Raw genomic sequence first — 17573 nt, 5'->3', positions numbered from 1 at the left:
ACTCTCTGTTAAATCTAAGCCTATTTACTCTTCCCAGTAGACAATATTTCTTTACTTAATTATAGTATAATGGATGTTAAGATAAGTCAATGGAATGGAGTGAAAATATATGAATGAATGCGCATTTGGCACAAAAGATCCAACCTATCTGGAATATCATGATGAAGTGTGGGGCCAACCACTTTATGATAGCTTGAAATTATTTAAACTGATGGCTTTAGAATCACAACATGCTGGTCTTTCCTGGTTAACAATTTTAAAGAAAAAAGCATCTTACGAAGAAGCTTTTTATGACTTTGATCCAGTGCTTATCTCCAAAATGACACCAGATGATATAGACCGCTTGATGACATTTCCTAATATCGTTCATAATAGAAAAAAGATAGAAGCTATTGTAGGACAAACAAAAGGATATTTTGAAATAGAAAAAGACTTCGGAAGTTTCAGTGATTTTCTATGGTCATATGTAGATCACCAACCTATCGATTGTGGCTATACACATCCAAGTGATCGTATTACTGTAGACACACGCGCAACAGAATTATCGAAAACATTGAAGCGTTATGGTTTTAAATTTTTAGGGCCAGTGACAGTTTATTCATTTTTAGAAGCTGCCGGTTTGTATAATGCACATATGCAATCATGTCCTAATAATCCAAAGCATTATCGAGGCAAAGGCTTTAATTAGCCATAGATCATTCCCTTTTGAGAAAATTTTATTTTTCGATATCTTTCAGCATGATTCAACAAAATGCCCGCCCAAAACCCAAATTATTTCAATAGACTATATAAAAAATAAGGCTGAGACATGTATTTTGTCTCAGCCTTATTTTTTATATTGGCAATTCACAGAGTAGCGATTCTACATTTTTAATTTTAAATAAATAGAAAAGTGTTGTAAAATTTAAAACTTTTATAAATCTCGTTTTTTGTGACTATTTTTAACAATCTTTTTATTTTTATACAACCTGATTATAAGTAAAGTCAATAGTACTGCAACGATACCCTTTACAATATCGTAGGTCAGTATGACATTAATCCATAGAAGAATGATGACCATGATATAAATAATTTTCATAATATATGTTAGAAACACTTTGTTAATTGTGACTTTTGGTTCACCTTATTCGCTCAAAAAGTAGTGTCACTTTAACTGAAAAGTGATTTGATATGCCTATATCACATTTTCTAACACGGTCTCACCCTCTCTATATCATAATATTGTGTATAAAAGTCGTAATATATAATTGTGATGTAATTGTTCAATTTTCTAATTAAAAATATCATCAGTTTAATTAAGTTTTTTTTTCACGATGTTTCAAGAACACGTTTATCGCTGGCGCAATTAAGAATAAAATAAAGAATATTCTAAAGATATGGTAACTAGAAATCAATGCGACATCCGCACCTGTTTCTAATGCCACAATAACAATTTGACTCATACCTCCTGGAGCAGCGCCCAAGAACAATTCATTTACTGAATGCGTCGAAAATGTAGAAATGATTAGCACCATTACGAAAGCTAACAATATGAGTAATATATTCTGAAAAGCGATTGCGACGGCAATTCGCCCTTTCATCTGATCTAATAAGAGCGCAATTTGAATGCCAATTCTAATCATATATATGACTTGTGCAGCTGCAATAATATAATTATCTAATGTAAAGTTAGCACCTGTCAATAAATTCCAACATATTAGTACAAGAATAGGTGCAAGTATCTGTTTTGTCGGAAAATTAATTTTACCCATTACGATATATACAGCGATTACAGCTAATGTCAAAAAGATAATACTTGGCATCGATAAAGCTTCAGTCAACGTTGCTGTTACTCCAGTTCCACCGGTTGCTAATTCTTGTGAGTCTTTAAAAAAGTAAGAAATAAAAGGCACAAGAATAACCACAAATATAATTCTCGAAGTTTGAGTCAAACTCACTACCATAATATCCGCTTTTTTATTTTCTTCGGCCATAATCAGCATTTGACTCAATGCACCTGGAATGACACTAAGTATTGCTGTTTCAGTATTTACTTTTGCTATTTTTTTGAAAAAATAAGCAATGATTAACGCGAGCCCAAGTAATAACACTGTAATTATTACAATAGTAAACCAATCATCTTTAATATCTAAAATAACCTCTTTAGTGAAAGTAGATCCAATTTGAACACCTAGTAACACTAAACCAATTTGACTTAGCCAAAATGGCCAATTTATTTCTAAATGCAAATATCTCACACAAATTATACTGGCAATAATAGGACCAAACATAAATGGCAATAATATATTGGCTGCATTAAGTATAAAACTTAAAAATAAAGCTAACGCTAAAACGATGATATTGTTTCTTAATTGCTTACTCATGTACTCACAACTTTCATAGGTATCATTATACTTCATAGTACTTTACATATAAAAGAACCCGATCAACACCATGGTTGTTCGGGCTAAAAATAAACTTTATACAATTCGACTTAGAGCGGTATCAAATGCTTGTATTGTTTGTTCAATATCAGCTTCTGTATGCGCTGTTGAAAGAAATGTTCCTTCAAATTGGGAAGGCGGTAAAAATACGCCTTCTTTTGCCATTTCTCTATACATTTGACTAAACATTTCTAAATCGCTTTTATTTGCTTGTTCAAAGTTTGTCACCGGCCCTGCATTTAAGAAATATCCTATCATAGAACCAGCACGATTTACAGTGATTGGCACATGATGTTTTGCAAAGACCGCTTTCAATCCTTCTTCTAATTTGTCACCTAATTTATTAAAATAATCATATGACTCAGGAGTTAATTGACTTAGTGTTTCATAACCACTTGTCATAGCTAATGGATTACCTGATAACGTACCAGCTTGATAAATATCACCCGCTGGCGCAATTTGATCCATAATTTCTTTCTTACCACCAATAGCACCAACTGGCAAGCCACCACCGATTACTTTACCTAAACAAGTTAAATCTGGTGTTACATTAAAGTAACCTTGCGCACAGTTGTATCCCACTCTAAACCCTGTCATCACTTCATCGAAAATAAGTAATGAACCATATTCTGTAGTGATGTCTCTTAAGCCTTGTAAAAATCCTTCAACTGGAGGTACGACGCCCATATTACCAGCTACAGGTTCTACTATAACGCCAGCAATATCGTCACCAAATTCTTCAAAAGCAACTTTTAGTGCGTCTAAGTCATTATATGGAACTGTGATTGTATTTTTCGCAATACCTTCAGGTACTCCTGGTGAATCAGGTAAACCAAGCGTTGCGACACCAGATCCTGCTTTGATTAATAGTGAGTCACTATGACCGTGATAACAACCGATAAATTTAATGATTTTATTACGACCAGTATAACCACGTGCTAAGCGTAATGTATCAAGGGTTGCTTCAGTACCTGATGAAACCATACGTATTTTTTCAATAGATGGCACACGATCAATAACGAGTTCAGCTAATTTATTTTCTTGTAGTGTGGAAGCACCGAAACTTGTACCATTATCCACGGCTTCATGAATTTTATCAATTACCTGCTTATTTTTATGTCCTAAAATTAATGGCCCCCAACTTAGAACGTAATCGATGTATTCATTACCATCAATATCATATATTCTTGAACCTTCACCATGGTCCATAAATATTGCTGGTGTATCTACTGATTTGAAAGCTCTTACTGGACTATTGACACCACCGGGCATCAATTGTTCAGCTTTTACCATCGCTTTTTCAGAATTAGTATAACGCATTCTAAATAACCTCCTTATTGTTCATCAATATATCTACAAATATCTTTTGAAAAATACGTAATAATTAAATCTGCGCCTGCACGCTTCATTGAAATCATTTGTTCCATAACTACCGCTTTTTCATCAATCCAGCCATTAAGTGCGGCTGCTTTTGTCATGCTATATTCTCCACTTACATTATAAGCGACTACAGGTACGTTTGTAGTATTTCGAACATCTCTAATGATATCTAAGAAGCTTAGAGCAGGTTTAACAATCATCATGTCTGCGCCTTCGTTTAAATCACTATCAAGTTCTCTAAGTGCTTCTCTTCTATTTGCAGGATCCATTTGATATGTTTTGCGATCACCAAACTGTGGTGCAGATTCTGCTGCATCACGGAATGGACCGAAGAAACTAGAAGAATATTTAATACCATAACTCATAATTGGCACATTATAATAACCAGCTTCATCTAGACCCGCTCTAATTTCTGCAACGAATCCGTCCATCATGTTACTTGGCGCAATAATGTCAGCACCAGCTTCAACTTGAGAAATTGCAGTCTTAACGAGTAATGGTAGTGATTTATCATTATCAACATCTTTCGTCTCATGATTAATCACACCACAGTGACCATGGTCTGTATATTCGCATAAACACGTATCCGCAACGATTAATAAGTCACTGTACATAGACTTCGCTTTTCTTGTTGCTTCTTGGATGATGCCATTATGATCATACGCACCTGTACCAACTTCATCTTTTTCATTTGGCACACCAAAAAACATGATGCCTCTTATACCTAAATCATACGCATCTTTAATTTCTTCACCTAATAAATTTAAACTGATTTGGTAAATGCCAGGCATAGATTTAATTTCTGTTTTCACATTATCACGTTCAACTACAAATATTGGATAAATCAAATCTTCTTTGCGAACGTGCGTTTCACTCACCATGTTTCTCAGTGATTTACTACTACGTAATCTTCTGTGTCTATCAAATTGCATTATCTTCCCAACTTTCTAAAGTTTTTTGAACTAATGATTCTAATGTTTGGATTTCTGACATCGTGCCCTGAACATTAAATGTATTTAATGTGTCCAATGTTTGTTGGCCAATGACAAAATAATTATTAAAAGGTATATGTTGACGACTTTCAAAAAAATATCGCACAGCTGATGAGCTCGCAAAAGTAATAGCATCTATTTTATTTTCAGCTATGAGACTTAAGACTTCATTTATATTCTCAGTATGTGGAACAGGTTCATATAAGTCAATTTTTCTAACTAAATACCCTTGTTGTTTTAAACCATTTTGTAATAACGTTCTTGCTGCTGCGCTTGATGGTAATAAGATGCGACTGCCTTTTATCGCTTCAAACTCCTCAAGAAAGCCTTCTTGTGAATAATCTGTGGGACAAAACGAAACATCTAGACCTAAAGTTTTGCAATAATCAGCTGTTTTTTCACCAATTACTGCAATTTTTTGTATATTTAACATAGGTAAATATGGTTGGAAATGTTTCACAGCTTTTTTAGACGAAAAAATAAGCCAGTCATAGTTAACATCTAGCAAATTCAAATCAAAGGATAACGGCTCTACATCTATGAAGGGCTTGTGTAGAATACATGTATCTTCTTTGTTAAATTCACTAGTCTGTGTCATTACTATCACTGGTCTCATTATTTTCACCTCAAACGATTATTGTTCTTCGTTTAGTGCCTTTATTATTTCATATGCACCTTGTGCATTTAAAACTTCAGTTACTTTTTCACCGATTTCAATTGGATTCTCTCCGCGCTCAGTATGCTCATAACGTTCTTTACCATCAGGAGACATAATTAAGCCTGTGAATTCGATTGTACCATCACTACTTTTCGTAGCATAGCCACCGATTGGAACTTGGCAACTGCCGTTCATGCGCTCTAAGAATGTTCTTTCAGCAGTAACACAATCTGCTACATCTTCATTGTGAACTTGCTTAAGTAATGCTAACAGCTCTTCATCATCCGCACGACACTCAATACCTAAAGCACCTTGTCCGATGGCTGGTATTAAAGTCTCTTTATCTAAATAAGTTGTCACGATATCATCTGACCATCCCATACGTTTCAAACCAGCAGCTGCAAGTAAAATTGCATCGAAATCTTCAGTTTCTAACTTACTTAAACGTGTATCAATGTTGCCTCGTATCCATTTTATTTGTAATTTAGGATATTTCGCAAGTATTTGAGCACCACGGCGTAAAGAACTTGTACCTACGATACTATTGTCAGGAAGTTCATGTAAAGGAACATGATTCTTAGCAATATACGCATCATATGGATTTTCACGATCTGGTATGCAACCTAGAGTTAATCCTTCTGGTATGACACTAGGGACATCTTTTAAAGAGTGTATCGCCATATCTATACCATGATCAAATAATTCATTTTGAATTTCTTTTACAAAAAGCCCTTTACCGCCTACTTTAGATAATTGTTTATCTACAATACGGTCACCTTTTGTTACTATTTCTTTAATTTCAATATCTAATTCTGGATCAACAGCTTTTAATTTTTCAATAAATTGTTGGCTTTGAGTTATAGCTAACTTACTTCTACGTGAACCAACGATTAACTTACGCATTAGGCGCAACCTCCTAGAAATGACTATATTTAACAATTAACCTTTTCTATCTGTAATCATATCCCTGTCCATTGATGAAAATCAGATATATGAGAAGCAAAAATCAAATTAATCATACTTAAGCAAAATAAGCTGAGATTAAAATAAATCAAATTATGTTTACTTAACGTATGTCTTACTCTAAAGATGATATATACACCATACAGCAATGCAATAATTATAGACATCACTACTTTAGGATCATTCAATATGTGTAAACCTAAAGTATTTATACCCCATTGTGTACCTAAAATGATACTTAATATGATAAATATAAAACCGATTAGGCTACTATAAAACACAACTTGCTCTAGTGTAGCTACACTACCGATTCTAAAATATTTTTGATTAAAACGTTTCTGCTTTAAATTTTTATACTGTATTAAATATAATATACAATTAACAAATGCAAAAGCAAACAGGGCATAACTTATAATTGCAAAGGCAATATGTACTATTAACAATTCGTTTATAATACTTAATTTATCTCCTGCACTTTGATAATGCATAGGTTGAAATGTATTTATAGCAATTAGTACAAAACCAATTAAATTAAATAAAAATATCGAAAAATTTATTTGCTTGATGACACTAATCACTATAGAAATAGAAATAATCAACCAAGCTAATGCAAAAAACACATCAAAAACATTACCTAACGGAATTTGTTTCGTTACATTAGCATAAATAGATAAAGAGATTGTTTGTAACACCCAAACAATCCCTAATGTAACAAAACCAATTTTTCTAACTTTATAATGCTTTTTCACAAAATCAAAAAAGTAACAAGCAATACTAAATAAATAAATTAATAATATAAGTTCATTTAATCTTATAAATGAAAATTCTTGCATATTATCACCATTTGCATGTGCTTATTCAAAACTTAAGATTTGACTAGTTGGCACTTCACTTCTTCTTTTTTTAGGTTCATAAGCCTGTTCAGCTTCAATGTCAAAAATGTTTTGAAACAGCTCTAATTTTTCGTTACTATTTCTATCATTACTCAATTCTTTTGCTTGTTTGATTGGATCTTTCAACATTTGATTTATAATACTTTTAGTATGTTTTGAAATGATTTTACGTTCTCTCTCACTTAAGGCAGGCAATTTTCTATCAATACTATCCATAGTATCTTCCTGAATATTCATTGCTTTTTCTCTTAAGGCATGAATAACAGGTACAACGCCTAACATGCTTACCCATTCATTATGTGCTACAATTTCTCCTGGGATTCGTTGCATAATATCATTTGCTGCTATTTGACGTTCTCTGAGATTAGCATCCACTAATCCTTTCAAGTCATCTACATCATAATTAAATACATCTTGAATTGTATTAATATTAGGCTCAATGTCTCTTGGAACCGCTATGTCTATTAAAACAAGTGAATCACTTTTACGTTCTGTTGAAATAGAACGCATCATGTCGTTTGTCACAATATATTCGTCTGAACTTGTTGAACTGATAACAATATCCACATTAGCTAAAAGTTTTGGTAATGATTCCATTGATTCAAATTTCACATGATGTTTCATTGCTAATTTTTGAGCTTTACTCAATGTTCTATTAACAACTGTTATATCTGTGACACCAGAACCAATTAAATTTAAGAGTGATAATTCACTCATATCCCCTGCACCAATAATCAAAGCTTGCTTATTGTCAATTTTGCCAAATACTTTTTTACCTAGTTCAACAGCCGCATAAGAAACACTTACTGCATTGTCTGCAATATCAGTTTCACTATGAGCTTTTTTCGCAAATGTAATTGCTTGTTTGAAAAGATGATTAAATATAGTACCTGTTGTGTCCTCTTCTTGAGCTAATAAGAATGCATCTCTAATTTGTCCAAGAATTTGAGTTTCCCCAAGAACAACAGAATCTAAGCCTGAAGTAACATGCAATAAATGATTTACTGCGTCGTCCCCCACTTTTACTTCAGTCATTTCTTTAATATCTTCAACATCAAACCCAAATGATCTCGCTAAAAATCGTTGGATATAATAACGACCAGTATGAATTTGATCCGCAACTGCATATACTTCTGTGCGATTACAAGTTGATAATATAACATTTTCTAAAATAGATTTTGTTTCAAATAAATCAACATTGGCTGAACGTATGGCATCATCTTTAAAAGCAACTTTTTCTCTCAATGCTACATCTGCTGTACGATGATTTATGCTAACCGCAATTAAATGCATTTATAACGCCCTCCATACATATTACAATAAGTAAATTATAACACAATTACATCATGAGTTAACCATCTTGCTCGAGTAAATTATAATTCTTCTAATTTACATTCAAAATGTTGTCATAATTGTACTAAATTCAACCTATTTAAAGCAAAACATATTACTTCAATGTAATCATTACAAATAACTTTCAATCATATTCCATATTTTTTGTTGTTTGTCTTTTTTAATTGAAGAATAGCTTATAATCTCGTCCTCAGCTTCCATTTCTAATTTTTGCTGAATCTTCGCTAAATGCTTCTGTACTTTACCCTTAGCAATTTTATCTTCTTTCGTTGCTACAATAAGTGTTGGAATTTCATAGTATTTAAGATAATTGTACATAATGATATCGTCTTCGGTTGGGTTATGTCGTAAATCAACAAGTTGAATGACAAGCTTCAAGGATTCTCTTTGTGAAATATATCTTTCAATCATTTTACCAAATGCTTCACGTTGTGATTTACTCACTTTCGCATAGCCATAACCAGGTACATCAACAAATACAAGTTGATTATCTATATTATAAAAATTAAGTGTTTGTGTCTTACCAGGTCGTTGAGATGTTCTTGCCATATTCTTTCGACCAATCATACTATTGATAAACGTTGACTTACCTACGTTAGATCTGCCACTTAGGCCAACTTCACTTAAACCGGTTTCTGGATATTGTTCCGGTTTTACTGCACTAATTAATAATTCTATTTCATTAGGATTAACTTTCATTATCGTCCCTCTTTTCTTCTGAACTCATTGTTTATTATATTACACTATGGCTTATATGAATATGTATTTTTATTTTATCTATGCTTTCTTTTTTAAAAAATGGGACTAGGACAGAAAACTAATTTTTCTAATGAATTTTTGTCGTCCCACCCCGGCAAGAATGACTATAAATTGGAATACAAGAGCTGAATCTCTTTAAAAGGTTGATATAAGTACATTTTCAATTCAGTCAGCCACTGCCAATATAAAAAATGAGGATGAGACATGTGATATGTCCCAGCCTCATTTGATTCACCTAATTTAAGCAGAAGTTTGTTCCTTGTTTACAAGGTTACCTTCTTTATCGTATAGTTCAGGATCTTTTTCATCATTAATTGTTTCTTCTGTAATCACGACTTTTACAACACCTTCAGAAGAAGGCACGTCATACATAATATCAATTAAAGCTTCTTCTATAATTGAACGAAGGCCACGTGCGCCTGTCTTACGTTCAATTGCTTTATCACTGATTGCAGATAATGCTTCATCAGTAAATACCAATTCTACATCGTCAAGTTCTAACATTTTAGTATATTGTTTCACTAAAGCATTTTTAGGCTGAGTTAGAATATTTTTCAGTGCATCTACATTTAATGTTTCTAAATTAGCAACAATAGGTACACGACCGATAAATTCTGGAATCAAACCATATGATTGTAAATCTTCAGGTCTGATTTGTTCAAGTATTGCATCTTCATCATATTTTGAAGCTTCACTACTTGCAAATCCGATTACTTTCTCACCTAATCTACGTTTAATTACTTCATCTATACCATCAAAGGCACCACCAAGAACAAATAAAATGTTTGTTGTGTCAATTTGAATTAACTCTTGGTTAGGATGCTTACGACCGCCTTGAGGTGGCACGCTTGCAGTTGTGCCTTCTAAGATTTTAAGCAATGCTTGTTGTACACCTTCACCAGATACATCACGTGTAATTGATGTATTTTCTGATTTTCTAGCTATTTTGTCAATTTCATCGACATAAATAATACCCTTTTCAGCTTTATCAATATCAAAATCAGCTGCTTGCATTAAGCGTAGTAAGATGTTTTCAACATCGTCACCTACGTAACCAGCTTCAGTTAAACTTGTAGCATCAGCAATTGCAAAAGGTACATCTAATGTTCTAGCTAATGTTTGTGCTAAAAGTGTTTTACCACTACCAGTAGGTCCAATTAAAGCGATATTACTTTTTTGTAATTCAACTTCATCTTCATTTGGTCCTAAATTCTGTACACGTTTATAATGATTGTAAACAGCTACAGCTAATGATTTCTTAGCTTTTTCTTGACCGATTACATAATCATTCAATTGGTTCATAATTTCTTTTGGTGTCGGTAATTCAGTTAACCCTTCAGGTTCCGATTGAGCTAATTCTTCTTCTACAATTTCTGAACATAACTCAATACACTCATTACAAATATAAACGCCACTTCCTGCAACTAGCTTTTTAACTTGATCTTGGTCTTTGCCACAGAAAGAACATTTTAAATTTTCTTCATCTTCGTTGAATTTGAACATTCTATTTACACCCCTATTCCCTAAAGACTATACTAAATAGCATTTTAATATGCAACTTACAACTTTCACAAGTTATTTGCTTTAAAAATAGTGTAGCAGATACATTATTTGAATGCATCTGCTACTAGTTTACTATATTAAACGACCAACATATAATTCACAAAATAATTTGCTCTTTTTATATTTAGTTACGCTTCAGAGTCATCTTTAGATGGTTCTACTAATTTTGCTTCTTTAACTAATAAATCGATAACATTTTGGATACGAACATCATTTTTAACGATATCAGTATTACCAAGCGTTTGTTTAATATCTTCTACTGACATATTAAATTGTCCGCTCATTTTTTCTAATTCTTTATCGATATCAGCCTCAGTTACTTCAATTTCTTCAGCATCAGCAATAGCAGTTAATGTTAAGTTTGTTTTAACACGTTCTTCTGCATCATCTTTCATTTGTTCTCTTAATTGCGACTCATCTTGACCAGAAATTTGGTAATATGTTTCTAAATTAAGACCCTGTTGTTGCATACGTTGTCCAAATTCTTGAACCATACGATCTAACTCAGTGTTAATCATAGCGTCTGGAATTTCAACTGAAGCATTATTTGATGCTTTGCTAATTGCTTCTTCTTTTTGATTATTCTCAGCGTCAGTTTCTTTTTGCTCAGTTAGTTTTTTACGTAAGTTTTCTTTGTATTCATCAACAGTGTTTGCTTCAGCGTCTAATTCATTCGCAATCTCATCTGTTAATTCTGGAACGTCTTTATATTTAATTTCATTTACTTTAGCTTTGAAAGTAGCTTCTTTTCCAGCTAATTCTTCAGCATGGTATTCTTCTGGGAAAGTTACAGTAACGTCTTTTTCTTCTCCAATTTTAACACCAACTAATTGTTCTTCGAATCCTGGAATAAATGAACCTGAACCAATTTCAAGGTCATAGCCTTCAGCTTGTCCACCTTCAAATTGTTCGCCATCAACGTAACCATCAAAGTCGATGTTAACTGTGTCGCCGTCTTCAACAGCGCCATCTTCTTTAACTACCATTTCAGCTAAGTGGCCTAATTGGTGGTCAATTGATTCTTGTAATTCTTCTTCAGTTAATTCAACATTTTGTTTTTCAATTTCAAGACCTTTATAGTCTCCTAACTCAATTTCAGGTTCAACTACTACACTCGCTTCGAATGTCATATCGCTACCTTTTTCCATTGTAGTTACATTGATTTCTGGTTGATCGACTGGTTTAATTCCAGTTTCGTCAATAGCTTCACCATAAGCTTCTGGTAATAAGATATCAACGGCATCTTGATATAGTGCTTCTACGCCAAAGCGTTGTTCAAAAATTTGGCGAGGTACTTTCCCTTTACGGAAACCTGGCACATTTATTTGTTTAACTACTTTTTTGAAAGCTTGATCAATTGCTTTGTCTACTTTTTCTGCTGGAACTGTAACGGTTAAAACGCCTTCGTTACCTTCCTTTTTTTCCCAAGTTGCTGTCATGTATAAAAACCTCCATGAATATCCTATTTTATTTTTTCAACTTCATTATTATATCATACGTCAATGCTCTACACAAACACTGAGTTTACAAAACATATTGAATGAATAATTGAAATTAATTTAATTATTATTTTACTACTATTATTAATTACCCAAAAATTTAAAAATTAATTATTCATGCATATCAATTGAAGTAATTAAGTTAACAATAGTATTTGTTGTGTCTAAACTTTCTAAGCCTAACATTGATTTGAAATAGTTTGTGTAAGCTTCAATCCATTCATCTTCAGATGCTATGCTTTCTATATCTAATGGATAAAGTAAAATAGCATGATTGTTCATCAGGTGAAGTGCTTCCTCTACAATTTGTGCTGCATCATCTTCTATTTGCTTAATAACTTCTGGAATAATTTTAATCTTAAACAGTGTTTGTTCAAGACCAGATAGATGATTTGGATTTACTTCAACTGTATAATCAAATTTCTGAACACGAATGTTTTGATTGTATCCGGCAAAACGTAAATATTCAAGCATTATACTCACAACATTCGGTGCAAGTTCAATTTCATTAATAATATTTACCACAGTTTCTTGATATCGATACTGATTATGATCTATTAAAGTTAAGATTGTACTAATTTGTTCACGTAGTGACAACGACTCAAAATCACGAAGCATTTCTGCTGCATGCGCATTATGTTTATCAATTTGACTTAGGGCATATTCTTTTAATGGAAATAGTTCCATTCTTGTTTTATGATCATTGACTTCATCAATAATTTGATTAATGACATCAACGACTTCAAAATATTGTCCTAATCCGTTTAAACTTTTCACGTAATAAACCATAAGATTATCATACTTAGTAATGCCTTGTTTTAGTAATATGATAGCTTCTTCACGCAACTCAAGATAATGCCCCATCTTATATAGCATGGCACATTTCAATAGAGACATTTGCTCATCTAATTCAAATTGCTTTTCAAAATCTTCAAACAGTTCATACATTTGATCTAATTCATTATTGTTAAAAGATTGTTTGATTTCTCTTATTAACTTATCTTTTGAACGTGGAAATGGAATGATATCAGACATTTTTATGCACCTCTATTGTATTGACTGTAATATTAATGTACTCCATGTTTCAAAGTCATCATAGTTATCTATTTTACTTTGATTCACCCATTTTATTTTTAATGTATCTGTTTCTTTAGCTTCAACCTCATTACTATTCACTTTAATTTTAAACACTACGCCTAAATGAACTTCGCCAACTTCATTAGTATCATCATTAATAAAACCTATGTATGCTAAATTTTGTGATTTACTATCTGACAGACCTACTTCTTCTTCAAGTTCTCTTTGTGCATTAATACGCAAGACTTCATTGATAGATTCAGCACCTTTAACATCGTTCATGTGTCCACCAACACCGATTGAAGATTGACCGTGCAAACGTGATTCTCCACCACCTGCTAATCGCTCATACACTAAAATTTCATCATTCTCATTTTCTAAAATACAATAAGATACCAATTGTTTATATGTCGGATCTTCCTCCATATCTCCACGACGCTTAATTTCATACTTTGAAAGTGCGTCAAAGATGTCTTGACCCTTTTCAGAATTTTTATCAAGAAAACCGTTGAATTGATTCTTTTCACTATTAAATAAAATTGTTCTCGGTACTACTGTAATCATTTCATCAAATTTAGACATAAGTTTCTCCTTCATATATGACTTCTTAGCCATTTTATCAAATGATAGTTATTTATCAAAATGTTAATCGATACAAAAATAAAGAGATGTACGAATTTGTACATCTCTTTATTTGAGAATTATTTTAAAGCGTCTTTAGCTTTAGCAACTAATTCACCGAAAGCTTTTTCGTCTGAAATAGCAATTTCAGAAAGCATTTTACGGTTAACATCGATTCCAGCTTTTTTCAAACCGTTCATTAATCTTGAATAGCTCATGTCATGTTGACGTGCAGCTCCGTTAATACGTGTAATCCATAATCTACGGAAATCACGTTTTCTTTGACGACGGTCGCGGAATGCGTACTGTCCTGATTTCATTACTTGTTGTTTTGCTACTTTATATAAAGTTCTTTTTGAACCAAAGTAACCTTTAGCTAATTTAATCGTCTTTTTACGACGAGCTCTTGTTACCGTTCCACCTTTAACACGTGGCATAATAAATTCCTCCTCAAAATATCTTCAATCTTTATTTTATCTGTCGTTACTTATTTTTTATAAGCTAATAATTGTTTAACGCGTTTCATATCTGATTTGCTCACTAATGAAGCTTTACGTAATTTACGTTTTTGTTTAGTTGTTTTGTTTGCAAACATATGTGATGTGAAAGCTCTAGAACGTTTTAATTTACCTGAACCAGTTCTTTTAACACGTTTTGCTGCTCCACGGTGTGTTTTCATTTTAGGCATGATTCAATTCCTCCTGTAGTATCTTTTTATTTTTCGTTGAGTGGGTTAAGCATAATGAACATTTGGCGTCCATCCATTTTAGGTCTTTGCCCAATCGTAGCGATATCTTTACATTCTTCTGCAAATTTCTCTAATACGCGTTGACCTATTTCTTTATGCGTAATAGCACGCCCTCTGAAACGAATTGAAACTTTACATTTGTCGCCTTTTTCTAAGAATTTACGTCCGTTCTTCAATTTAGTTTGGAAATCATGTTCCTCAATTGTAGGACTTAAACGGATTTCTTTAAGGTTAATAACTTTTTGTTTCTTCTTCATTTCTTTTTCTTTTTTCTGTTGTTCGAATTTGTACTTACCATAATCCATGATTTTCGCAACAGGTGGTTTAGCATTAGGCGACATAATAACTACATCGAGTTCTACGCGCTCTGCCATTTCTAAAGCTTCTGCTTTAGATTTAATACCAATCTGTTCTCCGTCATGTCCGATTAAACGTAATTCTTTTGCACGAATCTTCTCGTTAACTTGAGTCTGATCTTTTGCTATGGTTGACACCTCCAAGATTTTTACGAAATTATCCCAAGAAAAAGAGCGGGTATATAATATACCCGCTCTTCTTTACACACAACAATGTCGTGTATATATAGACCTGCCAACTACTATCAGTGTCGCAACAGGTGAGAAGCGGGAGCTTCTACTTGGTTCGTTTCGTATTCAACATTACCTATCTTAGCAACAATTCATTAGCAAGTCAATAGCTTTTCTTATTATTTATCGTCCATTTTAACATTTTGTCTTAAATCCACTTGTTCTAATGGTACAATTTTTGTTTTATAACGTAGTTTATGATAAATGAAGAATGCTAAGAATACCGGAATACCCATATATGTGATAACAAATCTGTTAAGATCAAATTCTCCTGATTGGATGAAATCAACATCTTGTCCAATAATTACAAGTACACACAAGACACCTGCAAAAATAGGCCCAAATGGGAATAATTTAGCTTTATATTTTAATTTCGATTTATCATAGTTTTGTTTATCAAAAGCTTTTCTAAATCTGTAATGACTGACTGCAATACCAACCCATGCAATAAAACCAGTCAGACCACTTGCAGCAACGATATACTCATAAGCGTCACCGCTCAAATGTTGTAGTACAAAGATAATTACTACGACTACTGCTGTAGCAAGTAATGATACGTATGGCACACCACTTCTATTTGTTTTACCAAATATAGGATATGCAAGCTTATCTTTACTCATTGAATATAGCATACGTGTTGAAGCGTACATGCCTGAGTTACCGGCTGATAATACTGAAGTCAATATAACAGCATTCATGAATGAGGCAGCAAATGCTAGTCCTGCATTTTGGAATACAAGCGTAAATGGTGAAGTTGAAATATCATCTCCGCCACCCATAAGTGATGGGCTATCATATGGTATCAACATACCGATTACAAAAATTGCAAGAATATAGAATATTAATATTCTCCAGAATACTTGTTTAATTGCTTTAGGAACTGCGCGCTCTGGATTTTCAGACTCTCCTGCTGTAATACCAATGAGTTCAGTACCTTGGAATGAAAAGCCTGCTACTAAGAACACACCTAAAATTGCTAAGATACTTCCTCCAAAACCATCACCTAAAATAGGACCATTACCTTGAGTAAACGTGTCAAAACCAACAAACTCGCCACCCATGATACCGACTATTGTTAATAAACCGATAGCAATAAAGATAATTACGGTAACTACTTTAATTAAAGCAAACCAATATTCACTTTCGCCAAATACTCTAACGGACAATGCATTCAGTCCAAATATGATAATTAAGAATAGACAGCTCCAACTCCAAGCTGGAATACCTGACATTGGTGTCCAATACTGTATTACTTGTGCTGCAATCGTTACATCGGCTGCAACTGTAATTACCCAGTTAAACCAATAGTTCCAACCTAATGCGAATCCTAGAGATGGATCAACAAAACGTGTAGCATATGTACTAAATGAGCCTGACACAGGTAAATATGTTGCCATTTCTCCTAGAGAAGTCATAAGGAAGAATACCATCGCCCCAATGATTGCAAAGGCTAAAAGCGCTCCTAAACCACCTGCATCATGGATTGCACCACCAGAAGTCATAAATAAACCAGTCCCAATACAACCTCCAATTGCAATCATGGATATATGGCGATCTTTCAGACCCCTTTGCACTCCATCATTTTGATTCACTTGTTTTGCCATAGACGCTTCCCTTCCTTAAATATAGAGGTTAACTTACTATATGATTAAGATTCATACTATTTATAGTTTGAGCAGTACTTCATTGTAATTAGGTATATAAATTACACAACAATTATAAATTTCGCTCTTTCCCGTTAACGTATTTATGATAATCATTCGACTAAAAATAAAATGGTTGCATACCTATTAGATATGCAACCATTTTAATAATAGCATTTATATAGGTAGCACATCACGTATGTGACAGTCCAGTTTCTTTCGATAACTGGCCCAACCTGTATAGTTAATGGACAATACAGGTTTCGGCATCTTCACCTTTCTATTATTCAACATATGCCCCATTCGGCTTCTGAATAATTACTAATTGAATATGCAACCTCTAACTCAAATTTAATTTTTATATGAATGTGAACTTACTTCACTATTCTGTAATATACATGATTTCACCAAGAG

General features: G+C 33.1%; 17 protein-coding genes, 1 riboswitch and 2 other annotated features (1 of these 20 running past the window's edge). Of the genes, 1 reads left to right on the top strand and 16 read right to left on the bottom strand.

What is annotated here, in order from left to right:
• Positions 1-50 (bottom strand) — a binding site (T-box leader) (it extends 192 nt beyond the left edge of the window).
• A gap of 59 nt (positions 51-109) precedes the next feature.
• Positions 110-688: a DNA-3-methyladenine glycosylase I gene (locus AAA453_RS07575; RefSeq protein WP_427704272.1), complete on the top strand. Its 579-nt coding sequence runs from the start codon at positions 110-112 to the stop codon at positions 686-688.
• A gap of 607 nt (positions 689-1295) precedes the next feature.
• On the opposite strand, the gene AAA453_RS07570 is transcribed toward AAA453_RS07575, so the two are convergent.
• From AAA453_RS07570 to AAA453_RS07495, 16 genes are all read right to left on the bottom strand, one after another.
• The gene (locus tag AAA453_RS07570) at positions 1296-2363 is read right to left on the bottom strand and encodes an AbrB family transcriptional regulator (protein ID WP_427704270.1); all 1068 of its coding nucleotides are present in this window, start codon (positions 2361-2363) and stop codon (positions 1296-1298) included.
• 96 nt (positions 2364-2459) lie between these two features.
• Positions 2460-3743 (bottom strand): glutamate-1-semialdehyde 2,1-aminomutase, encoded by a 1284-nt coding sequence (hemL, locus tag AAA453_RS07565; RefSeq protein ID WP_046465523.1) that lies wholly within the window; start codon positions 3741-3743, stop codon positions 2460-2462.
• A 14-nt stretch (positions 3744-3757) separates the two neighbouring features.
• Complete coding sequence (hemB, locus tag AAA453_RS07560) at positions 3758-4735, bottom strand: porphobilinogen synthase (protein ID WP_427704268.1); 978 nt, start codon at positions 4733-4735, stop codon at positions 3758-3760.
• The gene (locus AAA453_RS07555) at positions 4725-5411 is read right to left on the bottom strand and encodes a uroporphyrinogen-III synthase (protein ID WP_427704267.1); all 687 of its coding nucleotides are present in this window, start codon (positions 5409-5411) and stop codon (positions 4725-4727) included. The genes hemB and AAA453_RS07555 overlap by 11 nt, the downstream gene beginning before the upstream one ends.
• An 18-nt stretch (positions 5412-5429) precedes the next feature.
• Positions 5430-6356 (bottom strand): hydroxymethylbilane synthase, encoded by a 927-nt coding sequence (hemC, locus tag AAA453_RS07550; protein WP_046465526.1) that lies wholly within the window; start codon positions 6354-6356, stop codon positions 5430-5432.
• A gap of 56 nt (positions 6357-6412) precedes the next feature.
• Complete coding sequence (gene ccsA / locus AAA453_RS07545; RefSeq protein WP_285323336.1) at positions 6413-7249, bottom strand: cytochrome c biogenesis protein; 837 nt, start codon at positions 7247-7249, stop codon at positions 6413-6415.
• A gap of 21 nt (positions 7250-7270) precedes the next feature.
• Positions 7271-8602 (bottom strand): glutamyl-tRNA reductase, encoded by a 1332-nt coding sequence (gene hemA, locus AAA453_RS07540; RefSeq protein WP_427704266.1) that lies wholly within the window; start codon positions 8600-8602, stop codon positions 7271-7273.
• Between the two features lie 171 nt (positions 8603-8773).
• Positions 8774-9361: a ribosome biogenesis GTP-binding protein YihA/YsxC gene (gene yihA / locus AAA453_RS07535; protein ID WP_046465528.1), complete on the bottom strand. Its 588-nt coding sequence runs from the start codon at positions 9359-9361 to the stop codon at positions 8774-8776.
• A gap of 300 nt (positions 9362-9661) precedes the next feature.
• On the bottom strand, positions 9662-10924 hold the full coding sequence (gene clpX, locus AAA453_RS07530; RefSeq protein WP_427704264.1) for an ATP-dependent Clp protease ATP-binding subunit ClpX: 1263 nt from the start codon (positions 10922-10924) through the stop codon (positions 9662-9664).
• A gap of 188 nt (positions 10925-11112) precedes the next feature.
• Entirely contained in the window at positions 11113-12423 is a 1311-nt protein-coding gene (gene tig, locus AAA453_RS07525; protein ID WP_046465530.1) for a trigger factor, read from the bottom strand.
• A 171-nt stretch (positions 12424-12594) separates the two neighbouring features.
• Positions 12595-13518: a hypothetical protein gene (locus tag AAA453_RS07520; RefSeq protein WP_427704262.1), complete on the bottom strand. Its 924-nt coding sequence runs from the start codon at positions 13516-13518 to the stop codon at positions 12595-12597.
• Between the two features lie 12 nt (positions 13519-13530).
• A complete protein-coding gene (locus AAA453_RS07515) occupies positions 13531-14142 on the bottom strand; it encodes an NUDIX domain-containing protein (protein WP_046465532.1) in 612 nt (203 codons plus the stop codon).
• A 119-nt stretch (positions 14143-14261) separates the two neighbouring features.
• A complete protein-coding gene (gene rplT, locus AAA453_RS07510) occupies positions 14262-14618 on the bottom strand; it encodes a 50S ribosomal protein L20 (protein WP_002507379.1) in 357 nt (118 codons plus the stop codon).
• 50 nt (positions 14619-14668) lie between these two features.
• Positions 14669-14869 (bottom strand): 50S ribosomal protein L35, encoded by a 201-nt coding sequence (gene rpmI, locus AAA453_RS07505; RefSeq protein WP_002507378.1) that lies wholly within the window; start codon positions 14867-14869, stop codon positions 14669-14671.
• A 26-nt stretch (positions 14870-14895) separates the two neighbouring features.
• A complete protein-coding gene (gene infC, locus AAA453_RS07500) occupies positions 14896-15423 on the bottom strand; it encodes a translation initiation factor IF-3 (protein WP_002507377.1) in 528 nt (175 codons plus the stop codon).
• Between the two features lie 22 nt (positions 15424-15445).
• Positions 15446-15574: a sequence feature (ribosomal protein L20 leader region), on the bottom strand.
• A 61-nt stretch (positions 15575-15635) separates the two neighbouring features.
• A complete protein-coding gene (locus AAA453_RS07495; protein WP_046465533.1) occupies positions 15636-17120 on the bottom strand; it encodes an amino acid permease in 1485 nt (494 codons plus the stop codon).
• 217 nt (positions 17121-17337) lie between these two features.
• A riboswitch (Lysine riboswitch) is annotated at positions 17338-17510 on the bottom strand.
• Positions 17511-17573 lie beyond the last annotated feature (63 nt).

It is taken from the genome of Staphylococcus parequorum (assembly GCF_039237145.1).
In the GTDB taxonomy this organism is placed as follows: Bacteria; Bacillota; Bacilli; order Staphylococcales; family Staphylococcaceae; genus Staphylococcus; species Staphylococcus equorum_A.
This window is presented reverse-complemented; position numbering and strand designations above follow the sequence as displayed.

Excerpts from the sequence above, each read along its gene's own strand:
- AAA453_RS07575 (WP_427704272.1), top strand. The coding sequence starts at position 110 with ATGAATGAATGCGCATTTGGCACAAAAGATCCAACCTATCTGGAATAT.
- AAA453_RS07570 (WP_427704270.1), bottom strand. The coding sequence starts at position 2,363 with ATGAGTAAGCAATTAAGAAACAATATCATCGTTTTAGCGTTAGCTTTA.
- hemL (WP_046465523.1), bottom strand. The coding sequence starts at position 3,743 with ATGCGTTATACTAATTCTGAAAAAGCGATGGTAAAAGCTGAACAATTG.
- hemB (WP_427704268.1), bottom strand. The coding sequence starts at position 4,735 with ATGCAATTTGATAGACACAGAAGATTACGTAGTAGTAAATCACTGAGA.
- AAA453_RS07555 (WP_427704267.1), bottom strand. The coding sequence starts at position 5,411 with ATGAGACCAGTGATAGTAATGACACAGACTAGTGAATTTAACAAAGAA.
- hemC (WP_046465526.1), bottom strand. The coding sequence starts at position 6,356 with ATGCGTAAGTTAATCGTTGGTTCACGTAGAAGTAAGTTAGCTATAACT.
- ccsA (WP_285323336.1), bottom strand. The coding sequence starts at position 7,249 with ATGCAAGAATTTTCATTTATAAGATTAAATGAACTTATATTATTAATT.
- hemA (WP_427704266.1), bottom strand. The coding sequence starts at position 8,602 with ATGCATTTAATTGCGGTTAGCATAAATCATCGTACAGCAGATGTAGCA.
- yihA (WP_046465528.1), bottom strand. The coding sequence starts at position 9,361 with ATGAAAGTTAATCCTAATGAAATAGAATTATTAATTAGTGCAGTAAAA.
- clpX (WP_427704264.1), bottom strand. The coding sequence starts at position 10,924 with ATGTTCAAATTCAACGAAGATGAAGAAAATTTAAAATGTTCTTTCTGT.
- tig (WP_046465530.1), bottom strand. The coding sequence starts at position 12,423 with ATGACAGCAACTTGGGAAAAAAAGGAAGGTAACGAAGGCGTTTTAACC.
- AAA453_RS07520 (WP_427704262.1), bottom strand. The coding sequence starts at position 13,518 with ATGTCTGATATCATTCCATTTCCACGTTCAAAAGATAAGTTAATAAGA.
- AAA453_RS07515 (WP_046465532.1), bottom strand. The coding sequence starts at position 14,142 with ATGTCTAAATTTGATGAAATGATTACAGTAGTACCGAGAACAATTTTA.
- rplT (WP_002507379.1), bottom strand. The coding sequence starts at position 14,618 with ATGCCACGTGTTAAAGGTGGAACGGTAACAAGAGCTCGTCGTAAAAAG.
- rpmI (WP_002507378.1), bottom strand. The coding sequence starts at position 14,869 with ATGCCTAAAATGAAAACACACCGTGGAGCAGCAAAACGTGTTAAAAGA.
- AAA453_RS07495 (WP_046465533.1), bottom strand. The coding sequence starts at position 17,120 with ATGGCAAAACAAGTGAATCAAAATGATGGAGTGCAAAGGGGTCTGAAA.